The organism is Pseudomonas cichorii (assembly GCF_003700275.1).
Classification (GTDB): domain Bacteria; phylum Pseudomonadota; class Gammaproteobacteria; order Pseudomonadales; family Pseudomonadaceae; genus Aquipseudomonas; species Aquipseudomonas cichorii_B.
Window position 1 is genome coordinate 149821 of record NZ_RBRE01000035.1, and the last position, 13570, is coordinate 163390.

The 13570-nt window shown below is 57.5% G+C and carries 15 protein-coding genes and 1 tRNA gene; 8 read left to right on the forward strand and 8 right to left on the reverse strand.

The window, feature by feature from the left end:
- Positions 1–24 precede the first annotated feature (24 nt).
- The 3 genes from ALQ04_RS08535 to ALQ04_RS26905 form a co-directional block, all read right to left on the reverse strand.
- Positions 25–636, reverse strand: coding sequence for an HNH endonuclease (locus ALQ04_RS08535; protein WP_122315317.1), 612 nt, complete (start codon positions 634–636; stop codon positions 25–27).
- A gap of 74 nt (positions 637–710) precedes the next feature.
- A complete protein-coding gene (locus ALQ04_RS08540; protein ID WP_122315318.1) occupies positions 711–971 on the reverse strand; it encodes a DUF1652 domain-containing protein in 261 nt (86 codons plus the stop codon).
- A 389-nt stretch (positions 972–1360) separates the two neighbouring features.
- A complete protein-coding gene (locus tag ALQ04_RS26905; protein WP_183142136.1) occupies positions 1361–1498 on the reverse strand; it encodes a hypothetical protein in 138 nt (45 codons plus the stop codon).
- 224 nt (positions 1499–1722) lie between these two features.
- Here ALQ04_RS26905 and ALQ04_RS26910 point away from each other — a divergent pair, with 224 nt between their 5' ends.
- Positions 1723–1887 (forward strand): hypothetical protein, encoded by a 165-nt coding sequence (locus ALQ04_RS26910; RefSeq protein WP_183142137.1) that lies wholly within the window; start codon positions 1723–1725, stop codon positions 1885–1887.
- A gap of 125 nt (positions 1888–2012) precedes the next feature.
- On the opposite strand, the gene ALQ04_RS08545 is transcribed toward ALQ04_RS26910, so the two are convergent.
- The gene (locus ALQ04_RS08545; protein ID WP_221033394.1) at positions 2013–2678 is read right to left on the reverse strand and encodes a TetR/AcrR family transcriptional regulator; all 666 of its coding nucleotides are present in this window, start codon (positions 2676–2678) and stop codon (positions 2013–2015) included.
- A gap of 74 nt (positions 2679–2752) precedes the next feature.
- Between ALQ04_RS08545 and ALQ04_RS08550 the strand changes: the two genes are divergently transcribed.
- A complete protein-coding gene (locus tag ALQ04_RS08550; RefSeq protein ID WP_122315319.1) occupies positions 2753–3568 on the forward strand; it encodes an SDR family NAD(P)-dependent oxidoreductase in 816 nt (271 codons plus the stop codon).
- A gap of 72 nt (positions 3569–3640) precedes the next feature.
- On the opposite strand, the gene ALQ04_RS08555 is transcribed toward ALQ04_RS08550, so the two are convergent.
- Positions 3641–3829 carry a hypothetical protein gene (locus ALQ04_RS08555; protein ID WP_122315320.1) on the reverse strand — a complete coding sequence of 63 codons (189 nt, stop codon included), beginning with the start codon at positions 3827–3829 and terminating at the stop codon, positions 3641–3643.
- Between the two features lie 246 nt (positions 3830–4075).
- Here ALQ04_RS08555 and ALQ04_RS08560 point away from each other — a divergent pair, with 246 nt between their 5' ends.
- Positions 4076–4522, forward strand: a complete 447-nt coding sequence (locus ALQ04_RS08560; RefSeq protein ID WP_147466575.1) for a hypothetical protein — start codon at positions 4076–4078, stop codon at positions 4520–4522.
- Between the two features lie 58 nt (positions 4523–4580).
- Here the strand turns inward: ALQ04_RS08560 and ALQ04_RS08565 are convergent, their stop codons facing one another.
- From ALQ04_RS08565 to ALQ04_RS08575, 3 genes are all read right to left on the reverse strand, one after another.
- Entirely contained in the window at positions 4581–4838 is a 258-nt protein-coding gene (locus ALQ04_RS08565) for a DUF1652 domain-containing protein (RefSeq protein WP_122315444.1), read from the reverse strand.
- A 225-nt stretch (positions 4839–5063) separates the two neighbouring features.
- Positions 5064–5137: transfer RNA gene (locus tag ALQ04_RS08570), tRNA-Cys, on the reverse strand.
- Positions 5138–5339: 202 nt separating this feature from the next.
- On the reverse strand, positions 5340–6554 hold the full coding sequence (locus ALQ04_RS08575) for an aldose 1-epimerase family protein (RefSeq protein WP_122315322.1): 1215 nt from the start codon (positions 6552–6554) through the stop codon (positions 5340–5342).
- Positions 6555–6771: 217 nt separating this feature from the next.
- Here ALQ04_RS08575 and ALQ04_RS08580 point away from each other — a divergent pair, with 217 nt between their 5' ends.
- The 5 genes from ALQ04_RS08580 to fliB all read left to right on the forward strand — a co-directional run bounded on the left by ALQ04_RS08580 (position 6772) and on the right by fliB (position 13484).
- Positions 6772–7305, forward strand: a complete 534-nt coding sequence (locus ALQ04_RS08580) for an RNA polymerase sigma factor (RefSeq protein ID WP_122315323.1) — start codon at positions 6772–6774, stop codon at positions 7303–7305.
- Complete coding sequence (locus ALQ04_RS08585; protein ID WP_122315324.1) at positions 7302–8243, forward strand: FecR family protein; 942 nt, start codon at positions 7302–7304, stop codon at positions 8241–8243. Before ALQ04_RS08580 ends, ALQ04_RS08585 begins: the two co-directional genes overlap by 4 nt.
- A 103-nt stretch (positions 8244–8346) precedes the next feature.
- Positions 8347–10707: a TonB-dependent receptor gene (locus ALQ04_RS08590; RefSeq protein WP_122315325.1), complete on the forward strand. Its 2361-nt coding sequence runs from the start codon at positions 8347–8349 to the stop codon at positions 10705–10707.
- A gap of 166 nt (positions 10708–10873) precedes the next feature.
- Complete coding sequence (kdsB, locus tag ALQ04_RS08595; RefSeq protein WP_122315326.1) at positions 10874–12160, forward strand: 3-deoxy-manno-octulosonate cytidylyltransferase; 1287 nt, start codon at positions 10874–10876, stop codon at positions 12158–12160.
- Positions 12161–12305: 145 nt separating this feature from the next.
- The gene (gene fliB, locus ALQ04_RS08600; RefSeq protein ID WP_122315327.1) at positions 12306–13484 is read left to right on the forward strand and encodes a flagellin lysine-N-methylase; all 1179 of its coding nucleotides are present in this window, start codon (positions 12306–12308) and stop codon (positions 13482–13484) included.
- Positions 13485–13570: the final 86 nt, after the last annotated feature.

The window sequence follows — 13570 nt, forward strand, 5'->3', positions numbered from 1 at the left end:
AATTATTGCCGCAACTTCTTCCCCTCACCCACCTCCCGACGTTACGCCTGAACAGCCATCGGAACTCATGGTAGAGGCCAGATTGTGCTCACGGGCATATTCAATCAACTCGTCCACATACATTTCTGCGCGGGCGAGCCTGGTGCTGAGGGAAATGCTTGAACCGTGGGTAGTTGTTCGCCGATACAAACAGTCCTCGGTAATGAGTGAGGGCTGCTTATCCGCGATTGCTGCTGACAACTCGGGATGCTGCTGCAAGAACTCAAGAAGTCTTCCGGATGCCCGGGTAAACGCCTCGGCCATGAGGCGACTGGACCTGCCAGCGTTTCGGTTTACATAGTCAACGAAGTATTGGCTCTTGTAGCAGTCCGGCGAAGCCAGATGGCATTCGGCACATAGCAGGAAGAGATTCTCTACTGCATGCGCGCCGCCCAGGGAGTGCGGAATAATGTGGGCAACCTCCTGATAGCCCTGATCGCCACAGCACCAGCAAATACGCACGTCGTCACTGTCATCGAATACGGCTTCCAGCGAGTATTCGGAAAAGCCGTAAGCTTCGATCCAGTGCGGGTTGCTCTGCCATGCCTTGCGCACCGCATTGCGTGGAATGACTTTGCGCTTCGGTGATAGCCCCATGAGACACACAACTGATCAGCTCTAGATGGCCTCATACTCGCAAGAAAGCTTTATAGAGGCCAGAGCAACGCCGCCTAGCCTTGCCGTTTGATATCTTCCTTGCCAGCAGCCTGGGCCCGGCGTGCTTCGTCCTTGATCTCTCCCACCAAGGCGGCAATCGCCCGACCGCCACTCAGCCGGGCAGTCGGAATCCCGGTCATGGTCAGTTCTTTGATATGAGTTTCCGGGTTACTCAGTTCGATACTCATCAATCCGTCCGGAGTGATGGTGCATTTGCAGACAGTGGGCCTGAAGGCGACTTCCATAACGTGACGCAATTCGAGATGAGAAAGCATTTGACCGTCCTTGTGACGCTGTTTAGCGAATTACACCTCAGTCTAGTCCAACATTGGATTTTTCCTCAGCGCGGTGCCATCAACGGCCTTTGATACCGATCTGCGGCATCGAGCAAAAGTCTCGCGTCAAAATAAATATGCTGACTTTCCAGATACCCGGCATGAGTTTTAACTCTATGTTTTCTATGACTTGTTAAAACCAGAACCCTTTATCTGCAACAGTTTTCACCCAGCCAGGGGCACCCCACACAACAAGGAATTGCCAAACTGTTGCGGCAGTCTCTTTGTTTGTTACCCGATGATTCCGTTATACACATTTGCGTTCATTCAAGCCGAACCAGCTTCAGCGAGCAGGCCCGGCATCAGCCGAACCTGCCGTTCGACTTACCTTATGGACACACGCATACGCTCGGACCGAAGACCGGGCCGCTGCATGGGTCCTTGGACGGGCCGAACACCGGGCATGCAGCCTGGGCATTCAGGGAAAAACCACACAGCAGCACGACAGCAAACATCACTTTCTTCATTTGCAACCTCCTGGTTAGTCATCGAACAATCCGTCTTCCCCCGCAACCCAAGCAAATGCCGCGGAGGCAGCGAATATTCGCCCATAGCAGGAAGTGCCGCAAGATCTGCCGGCAGTCAGCCACCGGGCTCCGCACAGGAGGTTCAATGGAACCAACTCGGTAGTTCTGCCCTCCACTTTTCAGACAGCCATCAATACCTGTTGGAAAAGGCCCGGGAGGCCACAATGAAAAACACTACTGATACAAAGAAGAAGAGCGTACCGTCGGCGGATAAGTCAGGCGAAGTCGAGCGCGATAACGATGCGCATCGTCCAGATGGCTCTTCCGGGACCGCGCATGATTCAACGGCTCAAAAGACCGCCAAGGACGAAGGCAAGCATTCAAAGTGACAGGGATATAGAGCAATAACCCTGGACCCGATGTTTAAATCAGGTCGACGTGCTTGAACCAGGTAGGTGATGACTGCTCTTTAAGCCAGACAGCGAGGCGTTGCGCAATGCCTCTGTTACTTGTTTTATTCGCCCAACTCGCAAAGCGCGCTCATCGCTTGATCCAGCAGACCCGCCAGAGAAACCCTTCCTTCACTGGCTGTCCACACATCTATTGCCGTGTCAAAACAGGAGATGACCGCCGAGACAAGCGCATTGGCGTGCAGGTCGGCGGCAATCTGCCCTTCATCCGCGAGCCGCCTCGATATTTCCGGCACCAGAATGCTCTGCCAACCCTGCTTTTTCTCCCACTGCCGGGTTGTCAGGGCGCACGCTTCGCCGAGAAGCCGCATCAACGGTAAAGACTGATCCGGATCACCGTCGATAGTCTCTATGACCACATCGAAGGCGCGGCGCAGCGCCTGCCAGGGCCGTTCGCTCAGAGGGCGAGCCGCGAGCGCCTTGGCAATTTCATGGCCGATATCGACCAGTTTGCCGAGGACGATTTCTTCTTTTGTGCCGAAGTACCGGAATAGCGTGGTGCGCGACAACCCTGCCTCGGATGCGATCTGATCGACGGTCGTCTTCTCGAACCCTTGTTCGGCGAACAGCCGAAACGCCACATCACTGACTTCTGCACGCATCGCAAGACGTGTGCGTTCACGCAGGGACAGCGGTGCAACCTCGGCAGCAGATGGAGTGTGAGTTGGCTTTTTCATGGCGCGATAGTACAGATCGAGCTTGAAATCCACAAATGGTACTCAGTTCCACTTGTGTGCTAGAGTCTCTATTAGCAACCAAAGTCACACAACTACGGATACATTTCATGAGTAAAATCTGGTTCATCACAGGCTCATCCCGCGGTTTTGGCCGTCGCTTCCTGGAAGCGGCGCTTTCACGCGGCGACAAGGTAGCAGCAACCGCACGCAACCCCGATTCATTGGCCGATCTGGCTGCCGCCCATGGCGATGCGATACTGCCCATCGCGCTCGACGTTACCGACAAAGCCGCGGTAACTGCCGCCGTGAAACAGGCACATGAGCATTTCGGCCGACTGGATGTGGTCGTCAACAACGCCGGTTATGGTGTTTTTGGTCTTGTGGAAGAGCTGACCGAACAGGATGTCCGCACCCAATTCGATACCAACGTATTTGGCAGCCTCTGGGTAACGCAGGCGGCACTGCCCTATATGCGCGCCCAAGGCAGTGGCCACATCATCATGCTGTCCAGCCTGCTCGGCCTCGCCTCGTTCCCGGCGACAGGTGCCTACAGCGCGTCGAAGGCAGCCATCGAAGGCCTGGCCGACTCTCTGGCCCAGGAAGTGGCAGCATTCGGCATCAAGGTTTCGATCATAGAACCCGGTCCATTCGGCACCGAGTTCGCGGGCTCTTCGGTATATTCCGCGCCATTGCCGGCCTATAAAGAAGTGCACGAAGCAGTCAACGCCAATTTCGCCGCCATGCCGATGGCCGATCCGCAAATCGTTGGTCAGGCACTGCTGAAAATTGTGGATGCAGAAAATCCACCGCTACGAATCTTCTTCGGCCCCCTCGCCGCCCAAGTCGTCCCGCATGTCTATGCCGCACGGCTCGAAACGTGGAAAGCATGGGCCGATGTGGGCGAAGGCACATCGATTGACTGAAGAGATCCGGACAGGGGTGGCTGGCAGTTACCTGCCACCCTTTTCATTCTTCGGCCTCGTCACAGATTCTCGTTAGCCACCTCTCACGGCCTGCCTGCGCTGCAAACGATCAGTCGCCCTGGAAACCACATACGTCCAACCCAGAAACCCCATGCCCGCGACAATGAATATCGCCGGACTGCGCATCAGGACAATCCCGCCGAGCAGCATTCCCAGGCCCAGCGCACCAATGATCCAGGCAGTCAGTGCAATCAGATTCATACAACCCTCCTTTGTCATAATAAATTGGTCGCGCCGTCGGCATTCTCATGCCTGTGATCTTGCAGCCGCGGGATATATGTACATGCCAGCCAATACTTGCTTGTGCTGACCGATCTGGAGGGTGAGTGGGTGTTGGGTAGAGGTGGTTCCATGATCTGGTGAAAAATCAGTCCAGTACTATTGCGAACTAGTACATCTGCACTATTGCCCCTCTCTTTGCTGCCACGCAAAATTTGTATACCCAAAATGACGGCAGCCAAAAACATGTACAGGTTTATCTTGCCAGCGCTATTGATTCTGGGACTTCCCGGCTGCAGCACAATAAACCCCGAGAGGAGCATAGCCAGCGAGCTGATGGGCAAGAACGTAGATCAGGCCGTCGCTCGCCTCGCTCCGACAATGGGCCAGCCCAGGTACGTCACCCGATCAATAAGCAACCCTGAATATACATTTTACGAATGGTATAGCGACGAAGGGTATTATGATCAAGTCAGGCCCAGTGGAGCCTATACCGACACTTCCCAAGGCTACGTACAACACGTTGAAACATACTCTACAGAGCGTAAATATACCGCCTGCTCAGTAAAGATGACCGTCAACTCCAAAGGCATCATTGAATATTACGAAACCAAAGGCTGCGGTTTTATGGGAATGGGCAACACTGGCGCGCTGCACAAGTGGGGAATCAACTGATATACGCCGCTTACAGCTGACATACGCCCGGCACAGTGCCGGGCTTTTCGTTTGTGCGCTATGCCAATCGCTTCATGGACAAGTCCATCTGGCGCATGAGGTCCCTCTGCTCTTTCAGGGAGAGCACCAGCCGCGCTATGGATCTGCTGGTCGCAAGATCAGATAAAGGCATCCCCGTTACATACAGCTCGATATCGCCTGACTCAGGATTTATGAGCTTCACCGAGAAGCTGTCGTTCGCAGCGATGAGGCATTCGCACCTGGATGGCAAAAAAGCCGTTTCAAGGACTCGCTGAAGATCTGATTTTGAAAACATCATGCGCCCTCTGCTAAAAAGTCGTTTCACCAACTCAGACAAGCTCCACGCCAATCTGTTGCCGATGATCGGCTTATGAACACTAGACTACTCCAGGCGTTCAAGCCTTGAAATACGCACTGCCTGAGTGCTCGAATAATGATGCACTGGCGGGCCGGGAGCACATTTCCTTTTCAGCACCCAATAAAAAACCCCGTAGACGCTAATCTACGGGGTTTTCAATAGTGGAGGCCGAGGTCGGAATCGAACCGGCATAGACGGATTTGCAATCCGCAGCATAACCATTTTGCTACTCGGCCTCAGACGCCTGATGCTACAAAAACCACATCAACCGTTTTGAACTCTTCGGATTTAGCCTTGGCTTTATCCTCAACCCGTTGAATCTTAAGGGTTTTTTCTGCTTCCTGAATCAGGAATGGACGCAATTCTGGACTGGTTGGCCGGGCATGTCAACAACGAGAATGAAATAATTCCGTCCATGCCCGTTCAACCAGCCGGGAACTACTCTTTGCCCAGATCCACCAGCGGCTCTTGGCGAACCTCGGTTTTGCGGTCGCCCTGGATGTTCTTGATCTGACCCAGTGCCGTGTCGACTGCGCCTTTGTCGGCCAGCAAACTGTAGCTGATCTGGAACTGGCGCTGTTCTTTAGGGGCGATGGTCGGTACGAGGTTCAACGGACGCTGGTAGCGGCGATTGTAGGAAAAGCTGGTACCTGGCTCCAGGCCGGTGACATAACCCTGGCCACGAGTGTCGGTGTTTTTCCAGAGCGAGAACACCGGTAACTGCCGGGTGTTGAAGCCCATGGCTACGCCAAGGCTGCCGGCCTTGTTGTGCAGTACGGTGAGGGTATCGCCCTTGGCGTCCCCATAAGGCACGACGTTGTAGACGGTTTCGTCGTAGTCAGGTGTTGGTCCGCGGTAGGTCTGCCAGTCGGGCAAGTCGCCTTTGGCCTTTTCATTGAATGGCGAGACCTGCTGCACCGGTGCCTCGAAGCGTGCGCCCTCCTCCAGGAACGGCGTGCTGAAGTTGCTGTGGTATAGCGCCTGATATTCCTTCGGATAATCGCCGTTGTTGGTCAGCGTATCGTTGAGGGTGAAACGTGCGCTGCCAGGTTCGGTGACCAGTTCGGTCTGGACCGAGAAATCGACTTTCTTGAAGGCCTGTTCTTTCAGCTCGCCCTTGAGGCGGATGGCGTAAGGCGGCTTTTCGTCGATATGCAGGGTCACTTTGTTGGCCGGGATATTCGCGGCGCGGCCGTGCAAGGTCAGCAGTTCACCGTTATCCATGCCGGGATGACCCACCCATTCATAGCCGCAGCGAGTCACCAGCTCGTTGAAGCCTTCCAGCCAACCCAGCCCACCGCGACCGTTCAGCTCGATAAAGGCCGGGTTGACGACTTCTTTCACCGGCGAATCCCAGCCCATGCGCACATCACCGACCGAGGCGTTCAATACGTTCATGCCGCGTGTGGGGACGACCGAGAGTTTCATGGTGCCGTTGTCGATCTCGATGATGCTCACGCCTTCCTGGCGACCACCATGCAGGGTGCGCATCGTCACCGTGAACGGTTTGTCGGTCTTGATCCCGAGCTGGGTGCTGGTGATCTGCTGGTTCTGGGCGGCCTTGTCGGTATCGAGCAGCACATAGTCCCAGGCGAAGCTATTGGAGGCCGAAGCGATGGCGGTAACACCGAGAAGCCAGGCAAGCGATTTCATGGGGTGGTCCTTATTGGAATTATGGGGACAACTGAACCTGATTAAACGATTCAGCGACCGAATAAGTCTAGTCAAAATCGCCGAAGCCGTGAAAGAGAATTACATCCTTGCAGATATGAGTGAAATGCCTCTCAATTGAAAATACTTATCGTTAATGTCTACACTGCGCGCCTTTCTCGGGCAGCTCTGCCCCGTCATCACGTTCGGGATCACTGTAATGACCGACTCATCCGGGCACCTGTACACGTTTCTGGGGATTCGTCAGGAACTGGTCAGCTACGCAGCCAGGATCACCGGTGATCGCATGCAGGCGGAAGATATCGTGCAGGAGGCCTGGATTCGCTTCGTACCACAACAGGCCAGCGCCAGGACGACGATAGAACAGCCTGCCGCGTATCTGTACCGGATCGTGCGCAATCTGGCGCTGGACCTCATGCGCAGCCGCAGCCGCGAACAGGCACATCAGCTTTCCCCGCCTGGCTGGCTATTACCGGCACATATCAATGATCCTGCAGATATGTGCCAGCACAGCATGACCCTTGAGCGGCTGTCCGGCGCGCTTGAGGCGATGCCCGAAAACAGCCGCCGTGCGCTGGAAATGCATCGTTTTGGCGGTTGCACGCTGGCGCAGATTGCCGAGCATCTGCAGGTTTCCCTGACTACCGCACATCGCCTGCTCCGCGATGCCCTGATGCGTCTGGCGCGTGAAGTGGACGACGAAGATTTCAGCTCACAGGACTCGTCCCTGTGAGCCATAAGGACGACGCGCTGGAACAGGCCGGTGACTGGCAGATCCGCCTGCAGGAAGAGCCACAGGCGCGCGAGGAGTTTGAACAGTGGTTGCAGGCCAGCCCCGAACACCGTGCGGCATGGCGCAGGATGGAAAAACTCTGGGGCGCGCTGGGTGAGTTGCCATCAATTACCGAACCCGTTGCCCTGCCCGCTCCGAGTGCGCAGAAAAGGCAACGGCCCTACCGGCTCTGGAGCAGCCTGGCCCTCGCTGCCGGGCTGGCGGCAGTCGCGCTGCTCATCGCGCCACAGGCCGGGCTTGCCCTGCGTGGCGATTATCATACCGGCGCCGGAGAAACCCGAACCATCCAGCTTGTGGACGGTTCGGCAGTCACTCTCGGCCCGCAAAGCGCCTTGCGCCTGGCCAGTGGCAATGCCCGGCAAGTGGAGTTGTTGCAAGGCCAGGCTTATTTTCAGGTGGCCTCCGACCCGCAACACCCATTCATTGCCAACGCCGGAAAGCTGTCGGTCAGGGTTCTGGGTACAGCCTTCGATCTGCAACTCAAGGAGCAATACGCCGAAGTCGCTCTGGAGCATGGCCAGGTGCAGGCAGAAAATGCACAGCCGCCGCTCAGTGAGCGCCTGCTGCCCGGCCAGCGACTGAAATTCAACTGGTCCTCGGGCAAGGTCGAACGCTCACGGCTCGATCCCGCACAGGTCGCGGGGTGGCGCAGTGGCTCGCTGTTCGTCGAGAACCAGACCGTGGCCGAAATTACCGAGCACCTGCAGCGCTACACCGGTGGCTGGATCGTGATTGCCGACCCGGCCTTGAAGCAGCGCAGAATTACCGGGGTATTCGATCTGAACGACCCTGAACGTGCGCTCAATGCCCTGGCGCAGTCACTGGCCGTTGAAAGTCGCCAAGTGACGCCCTGGGTGCACATGCTGGGAAGTTTTTGATTTTTTTGTCCGCCAGTGGAAAAAAATCCGCAGCGCTACGTCTTTAATGATCGATTTGAGAATTTATCTCAAATGCAATCAAGACGTATAAAGGATTTCATCAATGTCGCGCTTCCCTGCATTGCCGACTCTGGCCCTGGCCATCATGCTGCCGATGGACAATATTCTGGCCTCTGAAACGGCAGGTAACCTGCACACCGCACGCTACAGCATCGCTGCCCAGCCGCTGGCTTCGGCGCTGGCGCAGTTTGCCCGGCAGAACCGGCTGCAATTGAGCTTCGATGCCGGGTTGGCTCAAGGCAAGCAGGCTCCCGCCGTCAATGGCCAGCTCAGTGAGCGCGATGCACTGGCACAGCTACTCAAGGGCTCGGGACTGGCCTGGACGCTGACTGATGACCGCACGCTGCTGCTGTTCGCGCAACCTGACAGCGGTTCGCTTGATCTGGCGCCTTCGCTCATCACGTCCGATGCATTCATCGAACATGCCGACGGCGCAGTACAGGGTTATCGGGCCACTCGCAGTGCCACCGGCAGCAAGACCGATACGGCCCTGCGCGACATGCCGCAATCGATTCAGGTGGTGTCGCGCAAAGTGATCGAGGACCAGCAGGCCAATAATCTCGCGGACGCCTTGACCAATGTCAGCAGCGTGCAGCGCAGTAATTCCCATGGTGGCTCGTCAGAGAGCTTCGTGATTCGTGGCTTCAAGGCCACCAACTATGCGGTCGACGGCATGCTGATCAACCCGCTGGCTTCGCGCCCCGAGGCACTGCGCGATCTGGCCAATGTCGAACGCGCCGAAGTCCTCAAAGGCCCGGCATCGGTGCTGTATGGCCGCGGCAATCCGGGTGGACTGATCAATCTGGTCACCCGCAGGCCCGCTTTCACCCCGGAGGCCGAGGTCAAGGTTCAGGCGGGCTCTTATGACTTCTACCGCCTGGAAGCGAACGCCAGTGGCCCGCTGGACCAAGCCGGAACCCTCGCCGGACGCATGACCGCCGCCACCCAGACCGAGCGTGGTTTTCGCGATACCTTTCGCGACAGCAAGCGCACCTATCTGGCGCCATCTTTGCGCTGGGAGCCCAGTGAGTCGACCCGTATCGATGGCGGCATGGAATACATCGACCAGACCAGCCCGTTTGATCGCGGGCTGATTCCGGTCAACGGCAAGATCGACATGAATGCCGACCGCTATCTGGGCGAAGCCTGGGCGCGGGACAAGGCCAACAAGTTTGCACTCTGGTATCGCGCCGAGCATGACGTCAATGAATGGCTGACCCTGCGCCAGATGACTCGCTGGGACCAGTCGCACAAGGATCGTTATGTCGTCGACTTGCGCGGCATTGGTGACGATGACCGTACCCTGGCCCGCCGTGCCACCGACGGCGAGGAACGGATCAAGACCCTGGACATGCAGTTTGAAGCCATCGCCCGCTTCGCCACTGGCGGCCTGGCGCATACGTTGCTGGCCGGATTCGAGTATATCGACGGCAAGCGCCGCAGCCGCAGCGACCGGGCCTCCCTTGCCTCCATCGATATTTTCAATCCGGTCTACGGCGCGACACCGGGGCCTTTTGCATTCAGTGAAAAAGCCAGTTTCGACCTGACCGCCTACAGCTTTTACCTGCAGGATCAAATCGACCTGAATGAACAATGGAAGTTGATCGTCGGTGCCCGTTACGACGATACCCGACAGAAAAACACGACCCTCGGTACTGCCGACATCACCCGAACCGATGTCGATCCCGCTAAAGTCTCGCCAAGGGTCGGACTGGTTTATCAGCCCACCGACTGGCTCTCGCTTTACGGCAGCTACAGCACCTCGTTCGCGCCACAGAGCGATATCCAGCGCAATGGCCGCCCGCTGGACCCGGAGGAAGGCGTTCAGTATGAAGTCGGCGCAAGATTCGAGCTGATTCCGGAGCGCCTGAGCGCCACATTGTCGGCCTTCGAGATCACACGCCAGAACGTGGCCGCGACCGATCCAGATGACGATAACTATTCGCTACAGACCGGCGAGCAGCGGGTACGCGGTGTCGAACTGGACGTCAGCGGTACACCGCTGGAAGGCTGGGAAATCATTGGCAATATCAGCGCGCTGAATGCCGAAGTGACCAAGGACACTACCATTGAGGTCGGCAACAAGCTTGAAGGTGTGCCGACCCTGAGCGGTTCGCTGTGGTCCAGCTATCAGTTGCAGGAAGGACAGTTGAAGGGGCTGGGCTTTGGTGCCGGGGTGATTGCCGTCGGCGAGCGTCAGGGTGATATCGATAACAGCTATGACGCAGGCGGCTATGCGCGGGTCGACGCCAGCGTGTTCTATGACCTGGATGAAAACATTCGGGTATCGCTCAATGGCCGCAACCTTACGGACCGCAAATACATCGAAACCGTCGCCGGCACCGACGGTAACTATGCGGGGGCACCGGCATCGGTTGTCGCGACCCTGAGTGCCAGGTTCTAGGTTGGGTTATTCGGGGTCTTCACGCTTGTCCAGACCAGTGCGCAGGAAGATCCCATCCATTCGCTGTATGGCGTGGGCTACAAACTGGAACTTTGACTCGTAGCGACGCTGGCACTGGTATGATCCGCTTTTGCTCTGCAGCACTGAAACCGTTTAAGGATCCTTCATGGCCAGCCATTCACAACGTGTCGCCATCGTCATCCCGGCAAGATACGCATCCACCCGCCTGCCCGGTAAGCCGCTTGCCGATATAGCCGGCAAACCCATGGTGCAGCATGTCTATGAGCGCGCTCTGCAAACCGGGATTGCCGACACTGTGGTAATTGCCACCGACGATCAACGGGTTGCCGACGCGGCCCGCAGCTTTGGCGCGACCTGCGTCATGACCAGCGCAGAGCATCCTTCGGGCACCGACCGGCTGGCTGAAGTCATGGGCCAGATTGATGCCGACATCTACGTCAACCTGCAAGGCGACGAGCCGCTGGTAAGACCCGCCGATATCGTCACGCTGGTGAGCGGCATGCGCGCCGATCCGTCGGTTCAGGTCGGTACGCTCTGCCATCCGATAGACTCGGCCGAAGCCGGCAATCCCAATACCGTCAAGGTGGTGCTGGCGGACAACGGCAATGCGCTGTACTTCAGCCGGTCGCCGATTCCCTATCCGCGTGACGGCGAAGTGGCCACTTACCTCAAGCATGTCGGGGTCTACGCCTACCGCCGCGAAGTATTGGCCAGCTACTCGGGCCTGACCCAGCCAATGATCGAACACGCCGAAAAACTCGAACAGTTGCGCCTGCTGACCGCCGGCTTCTGCATTCGCGCCTGGGTGGTCGAGCCGACCGGTCCTGGCGTCGACACCCCTGAATGCCTGGAAAAGGTCCGTGCCCTGATGGCCGGCCAGGAACTGCCAGGCCTGCCTGCATTGGCCGATATTCGTCTGGTCATCACCGATGTCGACGGCGTACTGACCGATGGCGGGATTTTCTATGATGCCACCGGCGAATGCCTGAAACGCTTCCACGTCCGCGATGGCATGGGCATGCGCATGCTTGAGGAAAACGGCGTGCGCGTGGCCGTCCTGTCCGGACGTGACTCGGCCACCTTGCGCAAGCGCGTGGCAGACCTGGGCGTCGAACTCTGTCAGTTCGGTATCAAGGATAAAAAGGCCGCCTGCGAGCAATTGATGGCTGCAGCAGGCGTGACCGCCAGGCAGACGGCCTGCATCGGCGATGACTCCATCGACCTGCCGGCATTCGCTGCCTGTGGCCTTTCGTTTGCGGTTGCCGACGCGCCGGTCTACGTGCAGCAGCAAGCTTCCCATGTGCTGCAACGTTCCGGCGGGACCGGGGCATTCCGGGAAGTTTCCGATGCGATCCTGATCGCCCAGGGCAAGGCCGACGTGCTTGGCTCAGCCGCTGGCTATGCCTCGGTCATGGCCAAGATGGCCCAGTAACAACAAGGGCTCCCGCCCCGCTCGGGTGCGGGAGCCCTTGCCTGGCTAACCACGCCGGGCATCAGCATTTACCCTGGACCATGGAACAACTCCCGCACAACGACCACTCAGGTTCAAACGAATCTTAGGCTGCGGGAGAGTATTCATGGGCATTCAGTCCGCCAGGGCTTTCAAATACGTACAGGAATTTTCATGCATTGCCGAACGTTGCGAAGACAATTGCTGCAAGGGCAATTGGCGCATCGCGGTGAGCAATCGCAGTCACGACTTGTATAGCCGGGACTTTCCCGAGCTGTTGAACCTGATCGTCAAGGACGATTCCGGTTACCAGATGAACAAGGCCGGCGGCCAGTGCGGTGCGCTGCAAGGCGGACGTTGCCAGATACATGCTGAACAGGGTGAACAGGTCCTCACGGACACCTGCGCCAATTACCCTCGCATGTATCGCCGCATCAATAACTCGCTGGTGAAGTCCGCAACCATGAGCTGCCCTGAAGTCGCCCGTATCGGGCTGTTTGGTGAAACCCCATTCCAGATTGAAGAAGGTCCGCAAGACGATCACCACCTCTACGCCGCCGCCAATCAGGAGTTTCCAGGCATCGATCAGACGCAGTGGCGCTCGGTGGTGGAATCGCTTCTGCAGATTACCCTGTCGAAACAACTACCGGTAGGCGAAGTATTGCTGCGCCTCTACGACATCTCAGCGCAACTTTCGGAGCTGCCGCATTCACGCTGGATCGAACAGATCCCGAAGTTGAACGAGCATACCGTGCACCATCCACAACAGAGCGATGAACAGATCCTGGCCGATCCCCTGCTGATCGTCCTGATCAATATCCTCAACGCACCGGGCGCGCCCTCCTCCTTGCGCCAGCAGATTCTCACCGCATCGCTGATCGTGCCCGGCGCCACTCCGCTCCAGGCGCAATGGACGCTGCGCGCCGAGTATCGCCGCCTGTACAGCGAAAAACTGCAACACAGCCTGGACCTGATCCTCAAGCGCTTCATCGCTGCCGAAATGACCCGCACCGGCTTCCCGTTCATTTCCAACACCAGTGCCGGACAGGATTACGGCTTGAGCCTGACCGAATGGGCGACCACCCTGGCCATCCGCACCTTGACCCTGCGCAACCTGTTGATCGCCCATTGCGATGTGAACAACCAGTTGGCACCAGACAAACAGCAAACCGTCGATCTGGTCTACCGCTTCTGCCGGGCCGCCAGCCATAACGCGGTAACCGCCGCCGAGCGAACCTTGCGCAATGCGATCACCGAGAAAGGCATTGCGTATCTGCACACCCTGATCAGGCAAGTGGATGCCTGACGCCGTCATGCAGGCAACCCGAGCCCTGTCACAAACGGGACCCGGATTGCCTGCCCGAGCCGTTTCATAGATCCAGATCAATGAAG